At 44.9% G+C, this 25,742-nt stretch carries 23 protein-coding genes and 1 pseudogene; 15 read left to right on the top strand and 9 right to left on the bottom strand.

Annotated features, from left to right (window positions below):
* Nucleotides 1–85 precede the first annotated feature (85 nt).
* On the top strand, nt 86–1,099 hold the full coding sequence (gene qdoI / locus MKY50_RS20600; RefSeq protein WP_049140848.1) for a quercetin 2,3-dioxygenase: 1,014 nt from the start codon (nt 86–88) through the stop codon (nt 1,097–1,099).
* Between the two features lie 107 nt (nt 1,100–1,206).
* Nucleotides 1,207–2,416 (top strand): annotated as a pseudogene (locus MKY50_RS20595) (DUF418 domain-containing protein).
* 29 nt (nt 2,417–2,445) lie between these two features.
* Here the strand turns inward: MKY50_RS20595 and MKY50_RS20590 are convergent.
* A complete protein-coding gene (locus MKY50_RS20590; RefSeq protein ID WP_003242940.1) occupies nt 2,446–2,901 on the bottom strand; it encodes an RDD family protein in 456 nt (151 codons plus the stop codon).
* A 275-nt stretch (nt 2,902–3,176) separates the two neighbouring features.
* Between MKY50_RS20590 and MKY50_RS20585 the strand changes: the two genes are divergently transcribed.
* Entirely contained in the window at nt 3,177–3,584 is a 408-nt protein-coding gene (locus tag MKY50_RS20585; RefSeq protein WP_167552220.1) for a DUF5391 family protein, read from the top strand.
* Between the two features lie 149 nt (nt 3,585–3,733).
* Here the strand turns inward: MKY50_RS20585 and MKY50_RS20580 are convergent, their stop codons facing one another.
* Together MKY50_RS20580 and MKY50_RS20575 are read right to left on the bottom strand one after the other, a co-directional pair.
* Nucleotides 3,734–4,201 carry an RDD family protein gene (locus MKY50_RS20580; RefSeq protein ID WP_341117221.1) on the bottom strand — a complete coding sequence of 156 codons (468 nt, stop codon included), beginning with the start codon at nt 4,199–4,201 and terminating at the stop codon, nt 3,734–3,736.
* Nucleotides 4,202–4,390: 189 nt separating this feature from the next.
* Nucleotides 4,391–5,728 (bottom strand): aldehyde dehydrogenase family protein, encoded by a 1,338-nt coding sequence (locus tag MKY50_RS20575; RefSeq protein WP_032725026.1) that lies wholly within the window; start codon nt 5,726–5,728, stop codon nt 4,391–4,393.
* 142 nt (nt 5,729–5,870) lie between these two features.
* Between MKY50_RS20575 and MKY50_RS20570 the strand changes: the two genes are divergently transcribed.
* Nucleotides 5,871–7,013, top strand: coding sequence for a TetR/AcrR family transcriptional regulator (locus MKY50_RS20570; RefSeq protein WP_341117219.1), 1,143 nt, complete (start codon nt 5,871–5,873; stop codon nt 7,011–7,013).
* A 29-nt stretch (nt 7,014–7,042) separates the two neighbouring features.
* Here MKY50_RS20570 and MKY50_RS20565 read toward each other — a convergent pair whose 3' ends face one another.
* Nucleotides 7,043–7,864, bottom strand: a complete 822-nt coding sequence (locus MKY50_RS20565; RefSeq protein ID WP_167560795.1) for an SDR family oxidoreductase — start codon at nt 7,862–7,864, stop codon at nt 7,043–7,045.
* A 116-nt stretch (nt 7,865–7,980) separates the two neighbouring features.
* On the opposite strand from MKY50_RS20565, the gene MKY50_RS20560 reads away from it, so the two are divergent.
* Together MKY50_RS20560 and htpG are read left to right on the top strand one after the other, a co-directional pair.
* Nucleotides 7,981–8,232 (top strand): hypothetical protein, encoded by a 252-nt coding sequence (locus MKY50_RS20560; RefSeq protein ID WP_014481429.1) that lies wholly within the window; start codon nt 7,981–7,983, stop codon nt 8,230–8,232.
* Nucleotides 8,233–8,399: 167 nt separating this feature from the next.
* A complete protein-coding gene (htpG, locus tag MKY50_RS20555; RefSeq protein ID WP_341117215.1) occupies nt 8,400–10,280 on the top strand; it encodes a molecular chaperone HtpG in 1,881 nt (626 codons plus the stop codon).
* Between the two features lie 41 nt (nt 10,281–10,321).
* Here htpG and MKY50_RS20550 read toward each other — a convergent pair whose 3' ends face one another.
* From MKY50_RS20550 to iolR, 5 genes are all read right to left on the bottom strand, one after another.
* Nucleotides 10,322–11,707, bottom strand: coding sequence for a sugar porter family MFS transporter (locus MKY50_RS20550; RefSeq protein ID WP_003227045.1), 1,386 nt, complete (start codon nt 11,705–11,707; stop codon nt 10,322–10,324).
* Nucleotides 11,708–11,944: 237 nt separating this feature from the next.
* Nucleotides 11,945–12,253, bottom strand: coding sequence for a YxcD family protein (locus MKY50_RS20545; RefSeq protein WP_003227046.1), 309 nt, complete (start codon nt 12,251–12,253; stop codon nt 11,945–11,947).
* 3 nt (nt 12,254–12,256) lie between these two features.
* The gene (locus MKY50_RS20540; protein WP_019712600.1) at nt 12,257–12,907 is read right to left on the bottom strand and encodes a hypothetical protein; all 651 of its coding nucleotides are present in this window, start codon (nt 12,905–12,907) and stop codon (nt 12,257–12,259) included.
* Nucleotides 12,908–13,168: 261 nt separating this feature from the next.
* On the bottom strand, nt 13,169–14,101 hold the full coding sequence (locus tag MKY50_RS20535) for an aldo/keto reductase (RefSeq protein WP_003227049.1): 933 nt from the start codon (nt 14,099–14,101) through the stop codon (nt 13,169–13,171).
* 53 nt (nt 14,102–14,154) lie between these two features.
* Nucleotides 14,155–14,910, bottom strand: a complete 756-nt coding sequence (gene iolR / locus MKY50_RS20530) for a myo-inositol utilization transcriptional regulator IolR (RefSeq protein WP_341117213.1) — start codon at nt 14,908–14,910, stop codon at nt 14,155–14,157.
* Between the two features lie 416 nt (nt 14,911–15,326).
* On the opposite strand from iolR, the gene iolA reads away from it, so the two are divergent.
* The 9 genes from iolA (at nt 15,327) to iolI (ending at nt 25,736) form a co-directional block, all read left to right on the top strand.
* Nucleotides 15,327–16,790, top strand: a complete 1,464-nt coding sequence (iolA, locus tag MKY50_RS20525) for a methylmalonate-semialdehyde dehydrogenase (RefSeq protein WP_003243682.1) — start codon at nt 15,327–15,329, stop codon at nt 16,788–16,790.
* A 74-nt stretch (nt 16,791–16,864) separates the two neighbouring features.
* Complete coding sequence (gene iolB / locus MKY50_RS20520; protein WP_220396576.1) at nt 16,865–17,680, top strand: 5-deoxy-glucuronate isomerase; 816 nt, start codon at nt 16,865–16,867, stop codon at nt 17,678–17,680.
* Nucleotides 17,681–17,703: 23 nt separating this feature from the next.
* Complete coding sequence (gene iolC, locus MKY50_RS20515) at nt 17,704–18,681, top strand: 5-dehydro-2-deoxygluconokinase (RefSeq protein ID WP_049140860.1); 978 nt, start codon at nt 17,704–17,706, stop codon at nt 18,679–18,681.
* Nucleotides 18,682–18,713: 32 nt separating this feature from the next.
* Nucleotides 18,714–20,627 (top strand): 3D-(3,5/4)-trihydroxycyclohexane-1,2-dione acylhydrolase (decyclizing), encoded by a 1,914-nt coding sequence (gene iolD, locus MKY50_RS20510; protein ID WP_003242642.1) that lies wholly within the window; start codon nt 18,714–18,716, stop codon nt 20,625–20,627.
* Nucleotides 20,628–20,643: 16 nt separating this feature from the next.
* Nucleotides 20,644–21,537, top strand: coding sequence for a myo-inosose-2 dehydratase (gene iolE, locus MKY50_RS20505; protein ID WP_064671727.1), 894 nt, complete (start codon nt 20,644–20,646; stop codon nt 21,535–21,537).
* Nucleotides 21,538–21,551: 14 nt separating this feature from the next.
* Nucleotides 21,552–22,868, top strand: a complete 1,317-nt coding sequence (gene iolF, locus MKY50_RS20500) for a myo-inositol transporter IolF (protein WP_032676943.1) — start codon at nt 21,552–21,554, stop codon at nt 22,866–22,868.
* Between the two features lie 22 nt (nt 22,869–22,890).
* Entirely contained in the window at nt 22,891–23,925 is a 1,035-nt protein-coding gene (iolG, locus tag MKY50_RS20495; protein WP_128442019.1) for a bifunctional inositol 2-dehydrogenase/D-chiro-inositol 1-dehydrogenase, read from the top strand.
* A 19-nt stretch (nt 23,926–23,944) separates the two neighbouring features.
* On the top strand, nt 23,945–24,814 hold the full coding sequence (locus MKY50_RS20490; RefSeq protein ID WP_014481413.1) for a sugar phosphate isomerase/epimerase family protein: 870 nt from the start codon (nt 23,945–23,947) through the stop codon (nt 24,812–24,814).
* Between the two features lie 85 nt (nt 24,815–24,899).
* Nucleotides 24,900–25,736 (top strand): 2-keto-myo-inositol isomerase, encoded by an 837-nt coding sequence (gene iolI, locus MKY50_RS20485; RefSeq protein ID WP_341117210.1) that lies wholly within the window; start codon nt 24,900–24,902, stop codon nt 25,734–25,736.
* Nucleotides 25,737–25,742 lie beyond the last annotated feature (6 nt).

The raw sequence follows: 25,742 nt of genomic DNA, 5'->3' as shown, positions 1-25,742 counted from the left end.
TATCCTTTCTCCTACAATTATATAGAACGGTCTAGACAAATAAATGATAATATATAGACTGGTCTAAATTGGAGGATGCGATAATATGAAAACATTATGTACACATTCATTGCCTAAAGAAAAAATGCCTTATTTGCTCCGGAGCGGAGAAGGCGAGCGCTATCTGTTCGGCAGACAGGTTGCCACGGTGATGGCGAATGGGAGGAGCACAGGTGATTTGTTTGAGATCGTGCTTCTTTCCGGGGGAAAAGGAGATGCCTTTCCGCTTCACGTCCACAAGGACACACATGAAGGAATTCTCGTTTTGGACGGGAAACTGGAACTGACACTTGATGGTGAACGCTATTTATTAATATCAGGTGATTATGCCAACATTCCGGCGGGAACACCGCACAGCTACCGGATGCAGAGCCACAGAACAAGACTGGTATCTTACACGATGAAAGGAAACGTAGCGCACTTGTATTCCGTTATTGGGAATCCGTATGATCACGCTGAACATCCGCCGTACGCAAGCGAAGAAGTCTCAAACGAGCGATTTGCAGAAGCAGCCGCTGTAGCGGACATTGTATTTCTAGATGAAGGAAAGCCTGCATGTTCGGCCCAATTAGCGGAACTTACAGAGCTGCCAGATGGAGCGGTTCCATACGTTCTTGAATCTGGAGAAGGAGATCGCCTGTTGACTGGAGATCAGCTTCACCGCATTGTGGCTGCACAAAAAAATACAGATGGCCAGTTTATCGTCGTATCCTCTGAAGGCCCTAAAGGTGACCGAATCGTTGATCACTACCATGAACATCATACAGAAACATTTTATTGCCTTGAAGGTCAGATGACGATGTGGGCAGATGGCCAGGAAATTCAGCTGAATCCGGGAGATTTCCTGCATGTCCCTGCAAATACCGTTCACTCCTATCGCCTTGATTCTTACTATACAAAGATGGTGGGCGTATTGGTTCCTGGTTTATTTGAACCGTTTTTCCGGACGTTAGGCGACCCGTATGAAGGCCACATCTTCCCATGTGAGCCTCAGGCTTTGCGCTTTGATCGCGTTTTGCAGAATATCGAAGCATTAGATTTAAAGGTGATGAAACCATAAAGATGACAAGATTGTAAGGTTTTCATGCCGGCCTGACACCTAAATCGATGTTTCCGCGCTTCATTTTTTCATACCCTTAAGGTACAGAAAAAAGGAGCGTGATGGCTATGTCTTCATTACAGCCGACTTTAACAAATGAGCGGATCGGTGTGCTTGATGTGCTGAGAGGAATGGCGATTTTCGGCATCTTATTTGTCAATCTGGCACATTTCAGTTATCCGGATATGTATTTGTCTATGCTTGGAAAAGAGAATTTTTTCATGGATAAGTGGTCTGAAGCTGATTTTGCCGCCGCAGATATACTGAAATTCTTCATTCAAATAAAATGTATTTTATTGTTTTCCTTTTTATTTGGATTTGGCATGGTTGTCATGATGGAGAGAGCAGAAAACAAAGGGAAACGGTTTGTTCCGTTATATGTGAGAAGGTTAATGGCGCTTCTCTTGTTTGGAACGATTCATGCCTTTTTGATATGGGACGGAGATATTTTAACAGAATATGCCCTGCTCGGTTTTGTCCTGCTCTTGTTTCGAAAAGCAAAGCCGAAAACACTGCTGATATGGGCGGTCTCTTTGTATCTTTTGTTTTCCATTCCGTTCATGTTGACAAGTTTTGATCAATCAAACGGACAGGAATGGGTACAAAGCGGTAACACAGCAGGCAAAACAAGCGATTCATGTTTATGGAAGCGGCAGTCTGAAGGACATTGCAGAACAGCGGATCCATGACCGTCTTGTTTACATGTCTTCGAATGGCATGCTTACGTATAATCCGCTCAACTTTTTCTTTGCATCCATTCCATATTTCAGCATGTTTTTGCTGGGAGCTGCGGCAGCGAAATCTCGGTACTTGCATGAACCAGAAAAGCATCGCAAAGGATTAAAACGATTGTGGATGGCTGGGCTTGTCATCGGCATCGGCGCCCAGGTGCTGTACAATGTAACGGATAAAGAAATATGTTTGCTGATTGGCGCGCCTTTCCTCATGTTTTTCTATGTTACAACGGTTGTCTATCTTTATCATAAAACAAGAGTGAGAACAGTGCTGCAATCATTCTCCGCTGTTGGGAGGATGGCATTTACCAATTATTTGATGCAGTCTATTGTGTGTACTTGGATTTTTTATCATTACGGCTTGGGCCTGTATGGAAAAGTGTACCCTGCTGCGGGTGTGCTCATTACAATTGCTGTTTGTGCCGTTCAAATGGTCTTCAGCCACCTTTGGCTTCGTGTCTTTCGGATGGGGCCGTTTGAGTGGCTGTGGAGAAGCGCTACGTATCTGTCGTGGCAGCCTATTGTAAAGAAAACAAAAGTCTAGACGCCTATTGGCGTCTAGACTTTTTTCTATTATTTATACACGACACGTGTTTTGCAAATGATGTCATGCAGGCCTTTTTTCTCTCCAAAGGCAATCATGATAAACCCGATATAAAAGATGATTCCAGATAAGATATAGGCAAAGTAACGGCCAATTCCCTGTCCGACAGAAACCCGTTCACCTTGTTCATTGACCACTTTCAGGCCAAGAATTTTTTTGCCAAGTGTGCCTTGCATTTTAGAAGCTGTGAGCAGCCCGTAATATAACACGCTGATGACGATCATGATCAGCATAGTAGGCAAAAATGCAAGCGTCATGTATTTCACTAAATACTCTTCTTCCGTCATGTAAGGGTTTGTTGCCACAGCCCCAGCTACAAACACAGAATTGATAATAAATAGAATAATATAACTAGGAACAGATACAATAATGCCGTCAATAAAATAAGCTAAAAAACGAATCCAAAATCCTGCTGGTTTTTCCATGTATTTTTCTCTCTCCTCTGAATTAATCTGGAATAGTATACTTTGAAAAACAAGTACATGCAATATGGAATGGTGATAAAATCCTGATATTACAGAAAAATGAGTCTTTTATCCTTTGTTTTTTACTATATAAATATACTAGAAAGAAGCATAGCATTTGTGTATGTATTCTGGAATTTTTTAAAAATATAATGAATATAACATTCAACTTACTTATAATAAAAAAGGTTAATATTTCTATTAAAGGAGGAGTTTAATGTCAAAAAAAAAATAGCGTGGCGATCATGACAACCATTTCTGCGTTTCTTTTTTGCGCCGTGATTGTGGCGGCTTCACTTTCGCCGCTGGCCGGAACGGGAGCGGCGGCCAATCAGTTTAATTCAGCTGGCATGTGGTCAGCTGTCGGTATGATCCTTGTCTTGTATTTCATTCCATTTCTTGTTTATATGCTCGGAGTCGATGCAATGAGGTATGTCATGGCGGTGCTTTGCGGCTTCGGGCTTTTGATTCATTTGTCTTCGGCCGGTTTTATCTTGATGTTTAGTTTCTTTAGTGACCATCTGCTTTCTGAGGTGATCTTTGTTTTGGGAGTTAGTCTCGCTGCGGCTGCTGTCAACGTCATTTGGTTTGTGGCTGCATTTCGATCGGGTGCTGAAAAAACGTCCGTGAATACTCTTACATAGTTTTCTAGTTTGTGATGTTTTTGTGAAGTAGAATTATAAAATGGGTTAATATGTTATGATGGTCAAGTCATTTCGTATGAAAGCGCTGATGGCTTTTGGGAAATAGTAAAACAGGCTGGCGAGGTTAACTCGGCAGCCTGTTTTTTTGATCAATCAAGATATTTATTTTTATAGACAACCTTTGTCCCGCAAATATAATCATGTAATGCCAGTTTAGAGGGAAAGGCCGCCATGATAAAACCGATATATAAGATCTTAGATAATGTGTAAGCGAAGAAACGGCCGAAGCTGTGCCAAAAAGAAATACGCTCGCTATACTGATTGACAACGATGATGCCCATGAGTTTTTTTCCCAATGCTGCTTGCATGTTTGAGGAAGTCAGCAAGCTATAGTAAAGAATAGCGAAAATAAATATGATGGCCAAAACAGGGATTGTGCCAATGATCAACATGAAAAACTCATATTGGGCTTCTGACATGTTTGTACCTGCCGCATCAATGAGTGGCAACACAATGAAGGTGTTAATGAAAATCATAATGAAAGAGAATATAGCTATAATAAATACATCAATAATAGAGGCAACTGCCCGAATCCAAAATCCAGCTGGTTTTTCCATGTATAATATTCTTTCCTTTGAAGTTTTCTGGGATATTATACGTTAGGGGCTGCAGGGTTTCAATGAGATAGACTAGAGGAATTTGGTCTCGTAGTAAAAATGGTATTTTATCACTTTTAATCTCTTTATTTAGGTGATATAAAGATAAAAAAAGAACCTGCAAGATGATGCAGATTCTCTTCATTACGATTATTTAGAGGCCTGAATAAATACACCCTTCTCATGAGAAAACTCTTTGAATCCGTATACCCCATGATAGGAGCCGATTCCGCTTGTGTTGACGCCGCCGAATGGCAGGTTGACGTCACTGAAATGGACGACGACATCATTGATGGCGGCATTTCCTGATGTCGTGTGCTGAAGGACGTTGTCAATCAGGTCTTGGTTTTTGCTGAACACATAAAGTGCAAGCGGTTTATCGCGGTCATTTACGTAATCGATGACCTCGTCGATGTCTTCATAGTTCATCATTGGCAGGATCGGTGCGAAGATTTCCTCCTGCATGATTTTCATGTCAGGCGTGACGTTTTTCAAAACGGTTGGCGAGATCGTGCGGTCGCTGGCATCGAATACGCCGCCGAACACCACTTCCGCCCCTCTTTCGATGGCATCGTCGAACAGATCTTTGACGCGGTTGAAGTTGCGGTCATTGACGATCTGCGTAAATTTGCTGCGGTCTGGGGTATGATCATCCTCCATAAATCCAGCGTTGACGACTGTTTGTAAAATCCCCGCGAACCTGTCCTGAACGTCTTTTTTAATGAACAGGTAATCAGGTGCGATGCAGGTTTGGCCGGCGTTTACGAATTTCCCGACGGCGATCTTTTTCGCTGCGTCCATCAGATCGTATTCACTGTCAATGATCGTCGGGCTCTTGCCGCCAAGCTCAAGTGTGACAGATGCCAAGTGTTTGGCAGCCGCTGTCATGACAATTTTCCCGACATTTGTGCTTCCAGTGAAGAAAATATGGTCGAACGGCTGATCAAGTAGTTCGGTTGCCACCTCAACCTCTCCTTCAAAAATCGCGACTTCTTTTTCATCAAAAGCGTCTCTTATCACTTTAGCGGCAATGTTGCTCGTGTTCATCGTGAAATCGGACAGCTTCACAATCGCGCTGTTTCCGGCTGCGAGAGAAGCGGCAAGCGGCGCCATCGTCAGCATAAACGGATAGTTCCACGGGCCGAGGATGAGTGTGACGCCTTTAGGCTCGTACATAAGAATTCCGTTTGCGTCAGGGCTTAACGATGAACCGACTTCTTTAGGCGCCATCCATTGTTCCAGGTTATTCATATTATCTCTGATCGCTTTTTTTGTTCCTTCGATTTCCGCTTTTTTGACTTCGTGATATGGTTTGCGGACGTCTTTGCGGATCGCTTCGATGATTTCTTCTTCATGGGCGATGACGGAATCTAAAAAGCGTTGAAGCTTTTCTCTCCGCTGTTCCGCTGTTGAAGCGCGCAAGGCTTTTTGCTGTTTTTTCTGAAGCTGAAAGACACGCTGGATGTCGTCCTTTACTTGCTGTTCCATTGTAAAATCCCCCTCATTTGCTTTCTTCTTTTCTCGGACCTATTATAAGGTGGTACCTTTTCTGTAAGAAAGACAACGGTGAACCATCTATACGTTACCGTACATATATCTAAGATCTGTCTAATGATTGGAGGTGTCTTTTGTGCCGGAATCTGCCGAAGCTCAAGTGAAAGAGGCGCTGCTGGCTTTATTGAAAGAAAGAGATATTCAACACATCACAATGAAAGAAATCGCTGAGAAGGCCAAAGTGAGCCGCGGATCGCTCTACCTTTATTATGAGGATAAGTTTTCAATCATTGAGGATGTGATCGAAGACATGAAGGAAGGACTGGGCAAAGCGCTTTTTGACGCCTTCAGTCATATGGATACCCTTCATTTGAACAAAAAACGGCAAACGGTGCATCCGACGCTGTCCTTTGTTCATGAGCATCGATCCTTTTTTTCTGTGATGATGAACAGAGGGCATTTCCATCGTTTTTTTAGGGATGTGTTTCAGCAGGATGTGCTGCTGACTCCGGTCCATGTGAATTTGACGCCGATCGAACGGGAAATTTACGGACATTACCGGGCCTTGTACACGTACGCGATTATCCTGTATTGGCTGAATGAGGATGCGGCCGCGACTCCGGAAGCTATCAGCCAAAAGGTATGGGAGCTTGTTTCTCAAAAGAGATTTTATTGGCTGTTTGGACAAGCTGTGCCAGGAGAGCGAGAGAAGAACAAGCAAATCGACAGGCGTGTGGTTCGAACGAGAGAGGCGCTCCAGAAGGCATTTCTGGACGTGCTGGCGGAGAAAAAAGACTACGCAGCCATCACGATTTCGGATATTACCCGGAAAAGCAATATCCGCCGTGCAACCTTTTATGATCACTATGCCAATAAGGAGGAATTGCTCCAAACCATGATACAGCGATCATGTGCGGAGATCATTGATCACCTGACGATTGCCTCCAGCCCGAATGAATTTCCCTTAAAGGAAGCGGAGAAGGCGCTCGCCAGTCTGCTTTCTGCTTTGTCAAATATGCCCATTGTCCATTTTCTCAATCGGGAATGGGGTGTTCCTCATGTGATACCTGATATGTTCAAAGCGCTGGAATCGTTTTATCTGCATCAGCAAACTGATATTCACGCAGAGAAAAAGCTTTATGCCCATTATGTATCCGCAATGATTATTGGGTTGCTTTTGTATCGGCTGGATGAAGGAAAGGCGCATCCGCCTGAAGTGCTGGCGAGGGAATTTTTGCAGTTTTTGGATGTGAAAAAGTATAAGGTTGTATTGCTTTGAAAGACAAAAAGAGAGGGACATCCCCTCTCTTATTTCGTTTCTTCCTTCCATTTCTCATCAATCAGCATCTTCCCTGGCCATGTGTATGCCATGATGCCGCCGTCTGCGGTGATGTCCTCTCCTGTGACGTATGAGCTGTCGTCTGACGCGAGGAACAGGGCCACTGTCGCCATTTCCTTCGGCTGGCCGAGACGGCCGAGCGGCGTGACCCATTTGTTGGCTTCGCGGAATTTTTCACCCATTTCTTGTTCTTTGGTGCCTGCTAATTTGTCAATCAGCGGGGTTTCGATCGTACCCGGTGAAATGGAATTGACGCGGATGCCGTTTCGTGCGTAGTCGATTGCCATTGCCTTTGTCAGGTTGGTGATGCCGCCTTTTGCTGCGTTGTAGCCGGAGCGGTCAAGGTCCGCGGCCCGGCCTGACATGGAGGAGGTATTGATGATGGAGCCTCCTTTTTCGAGCATGAGCGGAATCAGATATTTGCTGCAAAGGAACGTGCCGCGCAGGTCTACGGCGATAATGCGGTCAAACAGGTCAACCGGATATTCGTGCACCTTTCCGCCTTCCTGATCAACGCCGGCATTATTAAACAGAATATCAATCGTTCCGCATGCATCCTTGATTTGATCAGCAAATGCTTTCACACTGTTTTCATCTGACACATCGAGGTGAAAGGATTCGGCCTGTCCTCCGTTTTTTCTGATTGCGTCAACTGTTTCTTCCATTTGATCTTTATTGATATCTCCGATGATCACACGCGCGCCTTCATTGGCAAAAACCTCCGCCGTCGCTTGACCAATGCCTGTCGCGGCGCCTGTGATAACTGCTGTTTTGTTTTCAAGTCTTCCCATGATACGAGACCTCCTTTTTCTATTTGTCTTCCCGCTATGTGCAGTGATAAACATGCGAGAAAAGAAAGGCCAGCATATGTTAAGATGAATTAGAAATTGTTGGGAGGTTTGTATGTTTGAAGGTACAGCATAAGAAGGAGCTCAAGTTTTATTGCTTCATTACCATTCCATCTGCATTTGTTGTGCTGACTGTCATCTCTTTTTTATTGCAAGAGATTACGTTTCCGGTGACTGCAAGCGCATTTCTGAATGCTTCATGGCATAATCTTTTGTTTTTGATACCGTTCGGTTTGTTTTTCTACCCGGTGCATATATGGATGAAGCGGGAGTTTGGCCGCTGGAATGACACAGAAAAAAAGAGAGGATGATGAAGCCTCTCTTTTTTATGAGAATGAGTGAGAAAAAGAGTGAAAACAAATCCAACTAATGTTAAATTTACATATATATGCATCTATCAATCTAATTGACAATTGTCATCTTATGTGATAAATAGATGCTGAAAAGGGTTTACATAATGGTAAAGGAGCGATCAAGAGTGGCGAAAAAAGAGTTTAAAGCAGAGTCTAAACGCTTGTTGGATATGATGATTAACTCCATTTATACCCAAAAAGAAATTTTCCTGCGCGAGTTAATCTCCAATTCGAGTGATGCGATTGACAAAATCTATTACAAAGCGCTTACGGACGATGCGCTTACGTTTGATAAAGACAGTTACTACATAAAGGTCGCAGCTGACAAAGATGCGAGAACATTAACCATCTCTGATACGGGGATCGGAATGACAAAGGATGAGCTTGAACAGCATCTTGGAACAATTGCAAAAAGCGGTTCCCTCGCGTTTAAAAAGGAAAACGAGCTGAAAGACGGACATGACATTATCGGGCAGTTCGGTGTCGGTTTTTACGCGGCATTTATGGTTGCCGATGTCGTGACAGTCATCAGTAAAGCGCTGGGCAGCGAAGAGGCTTATAAATGGGAGTCTGCGGGTGCAGACGGCTATACGATTGAACCGTGTGAAAAGGATTCTGTCGGTACAGACATTATCCTGAAAATCAAAGAGAACACAGAAGATGACAGCTATGACGAGTTTTTAGAGGAATATCGTTTAAAAGCGATCATCAAGAAGTACTCCGACTTCATTCGCTACCCGATCAAAATGGATACAACCATTAATAAGCCGAAGGAAGGAAGCGAAAATGAATTTGAAGAGGTGCAGGAAGAGCAGACGGTCAACAGCATGGTGCCGATCTGGAGAAAAAACAAAAGCGAGCTGACAGATGAGGATTATGAAAAATTCTATGCTGAAAAGCATTACGGGTTTGATAAACCGCTCACACACGTTCATATCAGTGTGGATGGAGCCGTTCGCTACAACGCGATTCTATTCGTCCCTGAAAACATGCCGTTTGACTACTATTCCAAGGAATATGAGAAAGGCTTGGAGCTGTATTCAAATGGCGTGCTGATCATGAATAAGTGCGCAGACCTGCTACCGGACCACTTCAGCTTTGTGAAGGGCATGGTCGATTCTGAGGATCTGTCGCTGAATATTTCCAGAGAAATGCTGCAGCATGACCGCCAGCTGAAGCTGATCGCGAAAAACATCAGCAAGAAAATCAAAAGCGAGCTGCAAAGCCTGTTGAAAAAAGACCGCGAGAAATACGAGACGTTCTACAAGTCGTTCGGCAGACAGCTGAAATTCGGCGTGTACAATGATTTTGGCGCGAATAAGGATCAATTGAAGGATCTCCTATTATTCTACTCTTCAAATGAGAAAAAATTGGTCAGCTTAGATGAGTATGTTTCCAGAATGCCAGAGGAGCAGAAATACATTTATTATGCGACCGGTGATTCTTACGACCGCATTGAGAAACTGCCGCAAACGGAAATGGTGGCGGACAAAGGCTATGAAATCCTCTACTTTACTGAGGACATCGATGAGTTTGCAATTAAAATGCTGGCTTCTTATCAGGAAAAAGAATTCAAGTCCGTATCAAGCGGAGACCTTGGCATAGACACGGATGAGGATCAAAAGCAGTCCGAGGAAGAGGAAAGCAAGTATAAGGATCTGTTTGAGGAAATGAAAAACATTCTGTCAGACAAAGCGAAAAACGTCAGAATCTCAAAACGGCTTAAATCACATCCAGTCTGCCTTGCTGCTGACGGCGAAGTGACAATTGAGATGGAAAAAATCTTAAACGCGATGCCTGACAGCCAAAATGTGAAGGCGGAAAAAGTGCTGGAAATCAACCCGAATCACGAGGTATTCCAAACGCTGCAGGACGCGTTTGAACAAGATAAAGAGAAGCTGAGACTGTACACAAACCTTCTGTACAATCAGGCGCTTCTCATCGAAGGCCTGCCGATTCAGGACCCTGTGGAATTTACGAACAATATTTGCAAGGTCATGGTGTAAACAGAAAAAGGAATCGTCCCATAAGGAGACGATTCCTTTTTTTATAATGTACGCTCATTCAGCACTTGGTTTTGGGTGCTTTTCTTCTTTTTAAACCGTTTTTTCAGGCTTGCTTCAATTTCCTCCAAGCTTTTCCCTTTGGTTTCCGGTACCATGTAGAACGCGAAGAAAAATGAGAGAAGACAAATGACTGAGAAAACCATAAAGACCCATGCGATGCCCATCGCGCTTAGCATCAGCGGGAAGACAAGCGACACGATCAGGTTAGCCGCCGATAACACCAAAGTCGTGAACCCTGTCGCGGCTCCGCGTGCTTTGGACGGGAAGAGCTCAGGCATGAGCACCCACACTACCGGACCCCATGTCGCCTGGTAAAAGACGATATAGACACCTAGAAAGACTACTGTCATCCACGCTGTTGATGCGGAAAGTCCGAGCGTTAGGAGCACGCCTGATAAAGCAGCAAGGCTCAGTGTGATGCCGATACTTCCCCAGATCAGAAGTTTTTTGCGGCCGACACGGTCAATTAAGATCATGGCAGTGATACACATGATGACGTTGAGGATGCCGATCCCCATTGTGCCGAGCGCCGAAGCTGATGTGCCAAGACCGGCCTTCGTAAAAATGGTTGGCGCGTAGTAGATGACCGTGTTAATGCCGACCGCCTGCTGGAAAATGGCAAGGCCGACGCCAATCAGAAGCATGGGGCGAATCCATTTGGCTTTCAACACGCTGAGTGTCGTTTCTTTTTTCTCCGCTTCCCCTTGCTTCATCTCTGCCAATTCCATTTCGATGTCTTGGGGATCATGAGTGATGTTCATGATGCGTCTCGCTTCTTCTTCGCGGCCGCGCTTCACGAGCCATCTTGGCGATTCCGGCATGAACGCGATGCCGATTAATAGAAGCACGGCAGGCACTGCAGCCAGACCGACCATCCAGCGCCACGCTTCAAACGGTGTGAACAGGTAGTTAACGATATAGGCGAGCAAAATCCCGGTGACAATCATTAAGTTGTTCATTGTGCCGAGTGTCCCGCGAATTTTCGTCGGTGCCATTTCGGAAAGATACACGGGCACAAGTGCCGTTGAACCGCCGACGGCCAACCCGAGTATCACCCTAGATGCAATCAGCATGCCGATTGTTTGAGAAAATGCGCAAGCGAGCGCGCCGATAATAAAAATGATGGAAAGGACAAATACAACCTTTCTCCTGCCCCAGCGGTCTGAGCATGTGCCGCTCAAGGCAGAACCGAAAATCGCGCCAAGGAGCAGCATGCTGACAACCAATCCTTCTGTCAATGTCGTTAAAGGAATATCGTTATTGATAAACAGGAGTGCTCCGGAGATAACACCTGTATCGTAACCATATAGCAGTCCCCCTAAAGCGCCGAAAAAGTAGATCATATATTTCCTTGTGTCTTTCTTCACAAATGTCTCCTCCTCAGTTGTTGAGCCAATGAGTATCTAAAATGTAGAACAAAGTTAATAGATTAGTACCCATTTCCTATCTCATTTGAAACATTTGTTTTGAACAAACGGAAACGTTAAAGCCAAAAGAGATGATCACAGATCCGCTGAGTTTAGGAAAAACGAAATAACTTTATGCTCAGAGAAACCATTAAAAAAACCTTACCCGCGCGGAGTAAGGTTTTGATTAAGACATTTTTATTCTTCTGCTTCGTTGACGAAAACCAAGGCGGAGAAGCCTTTTTTCTTATCAAATTGCAATTCAACGACGGTAACGTCCGGATTGAAGTTGTGGTATTCCTCTAAGAACTGAATAATGCCTTCTGAAATGTCATCTGACATAAGCTGCTTGTGGTGCAGGCCAAATGTAGCTTCAGCGAAGAACCCTGTACGCTTGTTATAAGATAGCTCCTTTACTTCAACGTCTTCAGGGTAGATATCTTCTTCATTGGAAATATACACGCAAATTCCGTCTACAATTTCTTGCTCATTTAATATTAATCTCATTGCCTAAAATCTCCTTCTGTACGTCTTCGGTGCTTTAAATGCGCGAATCAATGCGATGACAATGATTAAAATAATAATCAAAGCGATGATATCAACGATCCAGGCAATGGGTGAAGCGCCATAAGAAACATAACCTGGGCCTCCGACTGGATGATAGGTGTAACCCCATGGGTGCATCATGCTGATCATGAACATACCCATTGTAAATCCGCTATAATATCCAAACCATCCTGATGGCGCGAAACCTGCGTGATAGTAATGATTGACTGAAACATATCGTCCGCCAACATAGGCTTTAGACGTTTTTCCGCTGTATGTCTTTCCGGTTACTTTTGATGTAGCGCCGGAAAAGGTGCCTGACGATTTTTTAGAGCTTGATGAACTTGCCTTTTCCGAAGGCTTCTTTTTAAGCGAAATCGATGATGATGAATCGTCAGGCGTCTTGGATTTTTTGCTAGAAGAGCTTGATCCTGAGCTGTAGCTTGATTTCGGGCTTGATTTATAGCTTCCGCTGTATGACGAGCTTGAACTTCGGCTGCTGTAACTAGATGATGAGCGGCCGCTGAAGCTCTTTGCATGAGAAATCGTTGATGGCAGCAGTACACCTAAAGCAACGGTTACTGCAACTAAGGCTTTTACATATTTAAGTTTCATTCTGTTTCCTCCATAGACCGCCTAAACGGTCCGCTATTCTGACCAGCAAATAAAAGAAGCTGGGTTAGCTTTATTTCATATGAGCTAGATGATATAAACGTTTCATACTTTTGCTTTCTCAATCACTTTCTTTCTGAGATAAACTACCTTTATTTTATCGGATTTATGGCTCATTTTGTAAGGTTTTGCTTCAAAATCAGTTATTTAGGAATTTTTCGCACAAAAAAACAGCCTTCTCCATTGGAGAAGGCTGTTTTCTTCTTATGCGAACAGCTTATCAATAAATGAAATATCCTCTTGAGAAAGCGTCACGTCGGCTGTTTTGATATTATCAATCAGTTGATCGGCACGTTTTGCTCCCGGGATTAAAATATCAATTTCCGGTCTTGCTAAATACCAGGCCAATACGATGTGAGGGATATCCACGTTGTGTTTTTCGGCAATCGGCGCAAGCTTGTTGACCTTTCTGATATTTTCTTTGAAACGCTCGCCCTTGAAGTGTTCCTGTTCGTTTCGCAGGTCGCCTTCTGGGAACGTTGTATCTTCTGTATACTTTCCTGCCAATAAACCTGATACGAGCGGGAAGTATGGGATAAATGAAATATTATGCTCCTTCGTATACGGGAAGAATGTTTTTTCCGCTTCACGGTTTAACAGGTTGTATTCGCCTTGCAATACATCTACCAAACCGTCTTTGTTTGCTTCTTTCAATTGCTCTAAAGAGAAGTTGGATACACCGATGGAGCGGATTTTTCCGGCTTTCTTCATCTCATTCAGCGCGTTAACAGCTTCATCCTTAGGCGTATGTTCGTCAGGGAAGTGAATGTAGAACAAATCGATATAATCGGTATTCAAGCGCTTCAGGCTTTCATCAACTGATTTTTTAAGAAATTCTGGTGAATTATCAAAGACAAAGTCATTGCCTTGTTTTCTGTGAGCGGCTTTTGTCGCGATGACAACATCTTCACGGTTGAATTCACGCAGCACTTCACCAATTAATTCTTCGGAACGGCCGATCCCGTAAATATAAGCGGTGTCTAACATTGTCACGCCATTACGGATCGCCTCGCGCACCAATTCTTTTCCGGTTTCTTCATTTAGGTTCGGGTAGAGGTTATGTCCTCCGACAGCATTTGTTCCTAATCCGATAGGGAATACCTGCAAGTCTGATTTTCCGAGCTTCGCTTTTTTCATGATCTGCCTCCTAGAATAAAATGGATGATAGACTCTCAACACTATTGTAAACGTTAGGCTAGATGAATGGCGATTTGATGCTCATTGCAGTACTGCGTGTACTCGTCGTCTAATGGCTGAGAGGTTACAATGCAATGCAGCCTGTCAAACGGTGCATACGTCAGAAGCGTTGATTTTCCGAATTTAGAATGGTCAGCCAATAGATACACTTCTTTTGCTTTTTCCGAAATCCTCTTTTTAATTTCATACTCCAGCAGATCCGAGTTGGTCAATCCGTGTGTCAGCGTCGTTCCGGTAGCGGACATAAAGGCTTTGTTGATATTGTACTTATCAAGCATAGCCGGGTCGTCCATGCCGACAAAGGAGCGGGTTTTTCTCTTATAGTTGTTTCCGATAATGATTAAGTTGATATTCTTCAAAGCTGACGCCGCATTGATAATGTCTAAACTGTTGGTTAAGATGGTGACATTTTTGGCTGGATCAAGCGTATCAAGAATAGACTTTGTCGTCGTTCCTGAATCAATGAAGACCAAATCGTGATCTTCAATAAATCGGGAAGCATAATGAGCGATTTTTGTTTTTTCATCCTGGTGCTGAATGGTGCGATTTTCAAAAGGAACTAATGCGGTTTTTTCAATAGATGTTACGCCGCCGTATACTTTTTCAATCGCACCCTTTTCTGTTAGCTTGTTGATATCACGTCTGACTGTGTTTTTGGAGACATTGAACACCTGGCACAGCTCATCTAAGGAAACAGTGCCATGCGATAAAATGTACTCCTCCATTTCCTGAATCCGCATCAGTTTCATATTAAAAACTCCTTCTTGAATCTTTACGTAACATAAATATATAATAAAAACCAAAAGTTAATCAATAGTTGCTTAAAAAATGATAACATCGGTGTATATCTTTTGCAAGATTCGGCGGGCTTCTCTTACCTCTATTAATTGATTAAAAGATTAATATAATAAAAATAATGAAATAATTTAGTGTTTATGATTGACTTATGGGTATTATGCGATTAGAATATAACCAAGAAATGACCAAAAAGTAACCTGTTGTGCATGAAATGGTTGCTTGTATGTAAATATGCATCCGCCTTTTATTTTTTTGGTGTTTTTGAAAGCGTTTAATTCTTGGCTTGCTGAAAAGTGGATATTGATATGAATCTATCCTGAACCATCCATACAAGTGTATGTGTTTACTAATGAAGGAGGCAATAAGAATGGCAGAAATCAGAAAATTAAAAAATTACATCAACGGTGAATGGGTTGAAAGCAAAACAGATCAATATGAAGATGTCGTCAATCCGGCGACGAAAGAAGTACTATGCCAAGTGCCGATTTCTACAAAAGAGGATATTGATTACGCAGCGCAAACGGCTGCTGAAGCATTTAAAACATGGTCAAAGGTGGCGGTTCCTCGCCGCGCCAGAATTCTATTTAACTTCCAGCAGCTGCTGTCCCAGCATAAAGAAGAACTGGCTCATCTGATTACCATTGAAAACGGAAAAAACACAAAAGAAGCTTTAGGTGAAGTGGGACGCGGGATTGAAAACGTAGAGTTCGCCGCTGGAGCACCTTCCCTAATGATGGGTGACTCGCTTGCTTCCATCGCAACGGACGTTGAAGCGGCCAACTACCGCTACCCAATCGGAGTTGTCGGCGGAATCGCGCCATTTAACTTCCCGATGATGGTCCCTTGCTGGATGTTCCCAATGGCGATCGCACTCGGCAACACATTTATTTTAAAACCATCAGAGCGGACACCGCTGTTAACAGAGAAATTGGTTGAGCTTTTTGAAAAAGCGGGCCTTCCGAAAGGGGTATTCAACGTCGTATACGGTGCGCATGACGTTGTGAACGGCATCCTCGAGCATCCCGAAATTAAAGCGATTTCATTTGTAGGCTCCAAGCCAGTCGGCGAATACGTCTACAAAAAAGGAAGCGAAAACTTAAAACGCGTTCAATCTCTGACTGGCGCGAAAAACCATACGATTGTCTTGAACGATGCGAATCTTGAAGACACGGTCACAAACATCGTTGGAGCTGCCTTCGGTTCTGCCGGTGAACGCTGCATGGCTTGTGCGGTTGTGACAGTTGAAGAAGGAATCGCCGATGAATTTATGGCGAAGCTGCAGGAAAAAGTGGCGGACATTAAAATCGGTAACGGCCTTGATGACGGCGTGTTCTTAGGACCGGTGATTCGCGAAGACAACAAGAAGCGCACGCTCAGCTATATCGAAAAAGGCCTTGAAGAAGGTGCCAGACTCGTATGTGACGGACGTGAAAATGTGTCTGACGACGGCTACTTTGTCGGCCCGACGATCTTTGACAATGTCACAACAGAGATGACGATCTGGAAAGATGAAATTTTCGCTCCGGTCTTATCTGTCATCCGTGTGAAAAACCTGAAAGAAGCGATTGAAATCGCCAATAAGTCTGAGTTTGCGAACGGTGCCTGCTTGTTCACATCCAATTCAAACGCAATCCGCTACTTCCGTGAAAACATTGATGCGGGAATGCTAGGCATCAACCTTGGTGTGCCGGCTCCAATGGCGTTCTTCCCATTCTCAGGCTGGAAATCTTCATTCTTTGGAACGCTGCATGCGAACGGAAAAGACAGCGTCGACTTCTATACACGTAAAAAAGTGGTAACGGCAAGATATCCGGCACCTGATTTCAACTAAACGACGAACAGCCGAACGGCGTCCATGTGCGCTGTTCGGACTCATTCTGCCAATAGAAAGAGGAGGGCTTCTCTATGAGTTATTTGTTGCGTAAGCCGCAGTCGCATGAAGTGTCTAATGGGGTCAAACTCGTGCACGAAGTAACGACATCCAACTCTGATCTCACTTATGTAGAGTTTAAAGTGTTAGATCTTGCATCAGGTTCAAGCTATACAGAAGAATTGAAAAAACAAGAAATCTGTATTGTGGCGGTAACGGGGAAAATTACAGTGACAGATCATGAGTCGACTTTTGAGAATATCGGCACGCGCGAAAGCGTATTTGAACGAAAACCGACAGACAGCGTCTATATTTCAAATGACCGTGCATTTGAGATCACAGCGGTCAGCGACGCAAGAGTGGCGCTTTGCTATTCTCCATCGGAAAAGCAGCTTCCGACAAAGCTGATCAAAGCGGAAGACAACGGAATTGAGCATCGCGGGCAATTTTCAAACAAACGTACTGTTCATAACATTCTTCCGGATTCAGACCCTTCAGCTAACAGTCTATTAGTAGTTGAAGTCTATACAGACAGCGGCAACTGGTCCAGCTACCCGCCTCACAAACATGATCAAGACAACTTGCCGGAAGAATCTTTCTTAGAAGAAACGTACTACCATGAGTTAGACCCGGGACAGGGCTTTGTATTTCAGCGCGTATACACAGATGACCGTTCTATTGACGAGACAATGACTGCGGAAAATGAAAACGTTGTCATCGTTCCTGCGGGATACCACCCGGTAGGCGTTCCGGACGGATACACATCCTACTATTTAAATGTCATGGCAGGGCCGACGCGAAAATGGAAGTTTCATAACGACCCGGCGCATGAGTGGATTTTAGAACGCTAACAAGTGAGGAGTGGCTGTTTACGATGAAGTATACATTCAATGAAGAGAAGGCTTTTGACATTATTGCCATCGGCCGGGCATGTATTGACCTGAACGCACTCGAATACAACCGCCCAATGGAAGAGACGATGACATTTTCCAAATACGTCGGCGGTTCACCTGCGAATATCGCGATCGGCAGCGCGAAGCTTGGCTTAAAAGCGGGCTTCATCGGCAAAATTCCGGATGACCAGCATGGAAGATTCATAGAGTCCTATATGAGAAAGACCGGCGTTGATACAACACAGATGGTTGTTGATCAAGATGGACACAAAGCAGGCCTTGCATTTACAGAAATCCTCAGCCCTGAAGAATGCAGCATTTTAATGTATCGCGATGATGTGGCGGATCTTTATCTTGAGCCTTCAGAGGTAAGCGAGGACTATATCGCAAATGCGAAAATGCTGCTTGTTTCCGGGACAGCGCTCGCCAAAAGCCCGTCACGGGAAGCGGTATTAAAAGCTGTTCAATACGCGAAGAAGCATCAGGTTAAAGTGGTGTTCGAACTGGATTACCGCCCGTATACGTGGCAGTCATCAGATGAAACAGCCGTTTATTATTCTTTGGTTGCCGAGCAGTCTGATATCGTCATCGGCACACGCGATGAATTTGATGTGATGGAAAACCGCACAGGCGGAAGCAATGAAGAATCCGTCAATCATTTATTTGGCCATTCAGCCGACCTCGTTGTCATCAAACACGGCGTCGAAGGCTCTTACGCATACAGCAAATCCGGCGAGGTATTCCGCGCCCAAGCGTACAAGACAAAAGTGCTGAAAACTTTTGGAGCTGGTGACTCCTATGCGTCAGCCTTTATCTATGGCCTTGTCAGCGGAAAAGACATTGAAACGGCATTGAAATACGGCAGTGCTTCAGCTTCCATTGTGGTGAGCAAGCACAGTTCGTCAGAAGCGATGCCGACTGCGGAAGAAATCGTACAGCTTATTGAAGCACAGTCATAATTGAAAAAGATCGAGTAAAGGTGGGATCGTTTGTGGGCAAGAAAATTCGCTTAACAACAGCGCAGGCGCTGATTAAATTCTTAAACCAGCAGTACATCCATGTTGATGGAAAGGAAGAGCCTTTTGTCGAAGGGATTTTCACAATTTTCGGCCATGGAAACGTATTAGGGATCGGGCAAGCGCTTGAGCAGGATGCAGGCCATTTGAAAGTCTATCAAGGGAAAAATGAACAAGGAATGGCGCATGCGGCCATGGCGTACAGCAAGCAAATGCTGAGAAGAAAAATATATGCGGTGTCTACATCCGTCGGACCGGGAGCGGCTAACTTGGTGGCGGCAGCCGGCACTGCATTGGCAAACAATATCCCAGTTCTCTTGATTCCGGCAGACACATTTGCGACAAGACAGCCAGACCCTGTACTGCAGCAAATGGAGCAAGAATACAGTGCGGCGATTACGACAAACGATGCATTGAAGCCTGTATCGAGATACTGGGACCGCATTACGCGCCCTGAGCAGCTGATGAGCAGTTTGCTGCGCGCGTTTGAAGTCATGACTGATCCGGCAAAAGCAGGTCCGGCAACGATTTGTATTTCTCAGGATGTTGAAGGGGAAGCATACGATTTTGATGAAAGTTTCTTCGTCAAACGGGTTCACTATATTGATCGCATGCAGCCGAGCGAGCGCGAGCTTCAAGGTGCGGCGGAGCTGATTAAATCTAGCAAAAAACCTGTGATTCTCGTCGGCGGAGGCGCAAAATATTCCGGTGCGCGCGATGAATTGGTTGCCATTTCTGAAGCCTATAACATTCCGTTAGTTGAAACGCAGGCAGGAAAGTCTACTGTTGAGGCAGATTTTGCGAACAACCTTGGCGGAATGGGCATCACAGGTACACTTGCGGCAAACAAAGCGGCCCGCCAAGCTGATTTGATTATCGGCATCGGCACAAGGTATACAGATTTTGCGACATCCTCTAAGACCGCTTTTGATTTTGATAAAGCGAAGTTTTTGAACATTAACGTCAGCCGAATGCAGGCGTATAAACTTGATGCATTCCAAGTGGTGGCGGATGCGAAAGTGACGCTTGGCAAACTGCACGGCTTGCTTGAAGGCTATGAGAGCGAGTTCGGCACAACGATCCGGGAGCTGAAGGACGAATGGCTAGCTGAACGCGAGCGTCTCAGCAAAGTGACGTTTAAGCGGGAAGCATTTGATCCGGAAATCAAAAATCACTTTTCTCAAGAGGTCCTGAATGAATATGCTGACGCGTTGAATACGGAGCTTCCGCAAACAACGGCATTGCTGACAATCAACGAGACGATTCCTGAAGACAGCGTCATCATCTGTTCAGCAGGCTCACTCCCAGGAGATTTGCAGCGTCTGTGGCATTCTAATGTTCCGAATACGTATCACCTGGAGTATGGATATTCTTGCATGGGCTATGAAGTGTCCGGGACACTCGGTCTTAAACTGGCCCACCCTGACAGAGAAGTGTATTCAATCGTTGGAGACGGCAGCTTCCTGATGCTTCATTCTGAATTGATCACGGCGATTCAGTACAACAAGAAAATCAATGTGCTGCTCTTTGACAACTCAGGATTCGGATGCATCAACAACCTGCAAATGGATCACGGCAGCGGCAGCTACTATTGCGAGTTCCGCACAGATGACAACCAAATCCTGAATGTCGATTACGCGAAAGTCGCTGAGGGATACGGCGCGAAAACCTACCGCGCAAACACAGTAGAAGAATTAAAAGCGGCGTTAGAGGATGCGAAGAAACAGGATGTATCAACATTAATTGAAATGAAGGTGCTGCCTAAAACAATGACGGACGGCTATGACAGCTGGTGGCATGTCGGGGTGGCAGAGGTATCTGAACAAGAAAGCGTTCAGAAGGCATACGAAGCAAAAGAGAAAAAGCTGGAATCTGCGAAGCAGTATTAGAGGGGAGGCACCATAGATGGGCAAAAATGAAATCCTGTGGGGAATCGCTCCCATTGGGTGGCGGAATGATGACATGCCTGAAATTGGAGCGGGAAATACACTTCAGCATTTGTTAAGTGATATCGTTGTCGCACGTTTTCAAGGCACGGAGGTCGGGGGCTTTTTCCCCGAACCTGCCATCCTGAACAAAGAGCTGAAGCTTCGGAACTTACGCATTGCAGGAAAATGGTTCAGCAGTTTTATTTTGCGTGACGGACTTGGTGAAGCGGCAAAGGCATTTACCCTGCATTGTGAGTATTTGCAGCAAGTAAACGCGGATGTCGCAGTTGTCTCTGAACAAACGTACAGCGTGCAAGGCTTGGAGAAAAACGTGTTCACAGAGAAGCCTCACTTTACGGATGATGAATGGGAGCGGCTTTGCGAAGGGCTGAATCACCTTGGCGAAATTGCCGCTCAGCATGGCTTGAAGCTTGTCTATCATCATCATCTCGGCACTGGTGTCCAAACAGCGGAAGAAGTGGACCGCCTGATGGCAGGAACAGACCCTGCGCATGTACACCTCCTCTATGATACAGGCCATGCGTATATTTCTGACGGCGATTACATGGGGATGCTTGAGAAGCATATCGGCCGCATTAAGCATGTGCACTTTAAGGATGCCCGCCTGAATGTCATGGAACAATGCAGGCTTGAAGGGCAATCGTTCCGGCAATCATTTTTAAAAGGCATGTTTACGGTTCCCGGTGACGGCTGCATTGACTTTAGAGAAGTATATCAGCTGCTGTTGAAGCACAGTTATTCCGGATGGATTGTCATTGAAGCTGAACAAGACCCCGATGTTGCAAACCCGCTGGAGTATGCATTGATTGCGAGAAACTATATTGATCAGCAGTTGTTGGATCTGGCTTAATGGGGAATGAACATATGGGCAATACCAATGGAGATTCAGCCTTCAATAAACGGACAATCGCGGCAGCATTGGCCAACTATATTGATGCCGGTTCAATTGTGGCAGGCTCCGCCGGTTTATCATTATGGGTCAGTTACCTTAAGCTATCCGATACGCAAATCGGGCTGCTTGGCGCACTGAGCGCAAATGCGATTTCTGCCGCTGTCGGCGCGCTGCTTGGCGGATTTCTGGCTGATAAAGTCGGACGGAAGGCTGTTTATACCAATAGTATGCTGGTTTATGCACTAGGGATTTGTTTGGTTTTGTTCGGGGTTAATTTCCCCATGTTGTTAAGCGGTTACATCATTATCGGTTTATCAGTAGGGGCTGACATAACCGCGTCATGGACCATTATTGCGGAAAATGCGCCAAAGAAGAATCGGGCCAGGCATTGCGGCGTAGCACAAGTCGCTTGGGCCGCGGGCGCTGTCGTTGTACTGCTCCTCTCCGTACTGGCCGGTGACTTGGGACTCTTGGGGAATAAAATCGTATTTGCCCATCTGCTTGTGATTGCGCTGATTACGTACATCCTGAGAATCAGGCTTCCGGAATCAGACGCCTGGCAGACAAAAAATCAGCCGGAGGAAGCTCAGGCAGAGAAGCCGGCTGTATTGAATAAGACATCGTATTTTGATTTGCTCAAGCCTATGTATCTAAAAAGCATACTGTTTTTGATGGGTGTGTATTTGGTTTGGAACTTAGCCGCCGGGGTCATGGGCTTCTTTATGCCATACATTTATCAGCAGGTCGGCGGTGTATCTGCCAACATGGCCAACCTTTTGCAAATGGGGCTGTTTATCTTCACAGGATTGGGGGTCGCTTTGATCTTCATGCCCTTTGCCGACAAATATAGAAAAACCGTATTTGGAATCGCCGCTTTCATGGCGGTGATCGGGTGGACACTGTTTCTGCTGCCAGTTGAAGGCCTGCCGATTCTGCTCCTGTTTATTGTCGTGATCGGCATCAATAACGGAGCCGGGCAGCAAGCGAACTATCAGTTATGGGCCAGCGAAATCTTTCCTACGCAATATCGTGCTTCCGCACAAGGACTGATGTTTTTCCTTGTCCGTATTTCAATAGGGATTTGGAGTCTGTTTGTCCCAATGATTATCACCAATTTCGGCATTGGAACGATGGCTGCAATTCTTCTCGGATGTGTGACGGCCAGTATGATCATCGGGCTGCTCTTTGCGCCGAATACGTCTGGCAAGTCGCTTGAGCAAATTCAAGAGGAACTCTACGGATCTCCTCAGAGCCAAGTAAAGCAAGAAACAGAAAGCAAAATTATGTAATCAACAGAAGGAGTGGCTGTCAATGAGTTTACGTATTGGCGTAATTGGAACTGGAGCAATCGGAAAAGAACATATTAACCGCATCACGAACAAGCTGTCCGGCGCAGAAATCGTAGCTGTAACGGATGTTAATCAAGAAGCTGCACAAAAGGTCGTTGAGCAATACCAATTAAACGCGACGGTTTATCCGAATGATGACAGCCTGCTTGCAGACGAAAATGTAGACGCTGTCTTAGTGACAAGCTGGGGGCCTGCGCATGAGTCAAGCGTGCTGAAAGCCATTAAAGCCCAGAAATATGTGTTCTGTGAAAAACCGCTCGCGACAACGGCTGAAGGATGCATGCGCATCGTCGAAGAAGAAATCAAAATGGGCAAACGCCTTGTTCAAGTCGGCTTCATGCGCCGTTATGACAGCGGTTACGTACAGCTGAAGGAAGCACTCGATAACCATGTGATTGGCGAACCGCTTATGATTCACTGCGCGCACCGCAACCCGACTGTAGGAGATAACTACACAACCGATATGGCCGTAGTCGACACGCTTGTTCATGAAATTGATGTGCTGCACTGGCTCGTCAACGATGACTACGAGTCCGTTCAAGTCATCTACCCGAAAAAATCGAAAAACGCGCTGCCGCATTTAAAAGATCCGCAAATCGTCGTAATTGAAACAAAAGGCGGTATCGTCATCAATGCTGAAATCTATGTGAACTGTAAATACGGCTATGACATTCAATGCGAAATCGTCGGAGAAGACGGCATCATCAAGCTTCCCGAGCCATCAAGCATCAGCTTGAGAAAAGAAGGCAGATTCAGCACTGATATTTTGATGGATTGGCAGAGACGCTTTGTCGCTGCGTATGATGTGGAAATCCAAGACTTTATTGATTCGATTCAAAAGAAAGGCGAGGTCAGCGGACCGACGGCATGGGACGGCTATATTGCTGCTGTCACGACTGACGCGTGTGTAAAAGCCCAGGAATCTGGACAAAAGGAAAAGGTTGAATTGAAGGAAAAACCGGAATTCTATCAATCTTTTACAACAGTTCAAAACTAAAAAACAGAGGAGTGAAAATATGAAGTTAGCATTGGATCCATCCATGTATCGTGATGATTTAACTTTAGAGGAAACGGTCTATAAAACAGCAGAGCTCGGCTATGAATATATCGAATTGTCTCCGCGCGAGGATTTTTGCCCGTTTTATAAATATCCGAAAGTCGATTCAGCAAAGATCAAACAATTAAAGCGCCTTTTAAGAGATACAGGTGTTAAGCTTTCATCGCTTCTTCCGCTTTACCACTGGGCGGGACCCGATGAAGACCGCCGCCAGGCAGCGGTGCGCAATTGGAAACGGGCAATCGAAATTGCGGTTGAACTTGAAGTGGATTTGATGAACAGCGAATTCAGCGGTTCAAAATATGATCCTTTAACAAGTGAAGAAAAATTTATCAAATCCATGGATGAGCTTCTGCCAGTCTTTGAAAAAGAAGGTATTAAACTTAATCTTCAAGCCCACCCATACGATTTTATCGAAACGCACAAAGGTGCGATGGATATGATCCGCGCGCTTGACAAGGATTGGATCAATCTTGTCTACTCGACTGCGCATACGTTCTTCTATGATGACGGCAAAGGCGACATCGAGACCATGTTTGACGAAGCCGGCGACCGCCTCACACATGTTTTATTTGCAGATACCTATAATCATAAAGCGGCTCATGGTCTTCGCTATATCGTCAATCCGCCTGACGCGCAAGTAACGGTTCACCAGCATTTGGACATTGGTCAAGGCGAGGTTGATTTTGATACGATTTTCAGAAAACTGAGAGAGATGAAGTTCGACGGAATTGCGACGAATGCCGTATTTGCTTGGGTCGATGAAAGAGCGGATGAATCAAGCCGATTTATGCTTAAGAAAATGAAAGAAGAATTAGGTCTGGCATAAGCTGAGCATGGAGTTCGGCGGGATATGGCGACAGCCTTCCTGCCGAACTCCCTTCATATCTAAAACGCAGATGGGGGAGTCTGGCATGAAACTTTGTTTTAATGAAGCGACAACATTGGAAAACTCAAACCTTAAACAGGATTTAGAACTATGCGAAAAGCACGGCTATGATTATATTGAAATCCGCACAATGGATAAGCTGCCCGAGTACTTAAAAGATCATTCATTGGAAGATCTTGCGGAATATTTTCAAACCCATCACATCAAACCGCTTGCTTTAAACGCGCTTGTTTTCTTCAACAACCGTGATGAAAAGGGCCACAACGAGATCATCACTGAATTTAAAGGCATGATGGAAACATGCAAAACCCTCGGTGTGAAATATGTGGTGGCCGTTCCGCTTGTGACAGAGCAGAAGATTGTAAAAGAAGAGATCAAAAAGAGCAGTGTAGAAGTGCTGACTGAGCTGTCAGATATCGCGGAGCCGTACGGCGTAAAAATCGCACTTGAATTTGTCGGCCATCCGCAATGTACGGTCAATACGTTTGAACAGGCGTATGAGATCGTAAACACAGTTAACCGTGACAATGTCGGGCTTGTCCTTGACAGTTTTCACTTCCATGCAATGGGTTCAAATATTGAGAGCTTAAAGCAGGCGGACGGAAAGAAAATCTTCATCTATCATATCGATGATACAGAAGATTTCCCAATTGGCTTTTTAACAGATGAGGATCGTGTATGGCCGGGACAAGGGGCAATTGACTTAGATGCCCACTTATCAGCACTGAAGGAAATCGGCTTCTCTGATGTTGTATCGGTTGAGCTCTTCCGGCCTGAATACTATAAGCTGACTGCTGAGGAAGCCATTCAAACAGCGAAAAAAACAACAGTGGACGTCGTATCAAAATACTTCAACATGTAATGGATA

The organism is Bacillus sp. FSL R7-0685, assembly GCF_038002425.1.
Classification (GTDB): Bacteria; Bacillota; Bacilli; order Bacillales; family Bacillaceae; genus Bacillus; species Bacillus subtilis.
The sequence above is the reverse complement of the archived record's forward strand: the minus strand, read 5'-3'. Positions and strand labels throughout refer to the sequence as shown.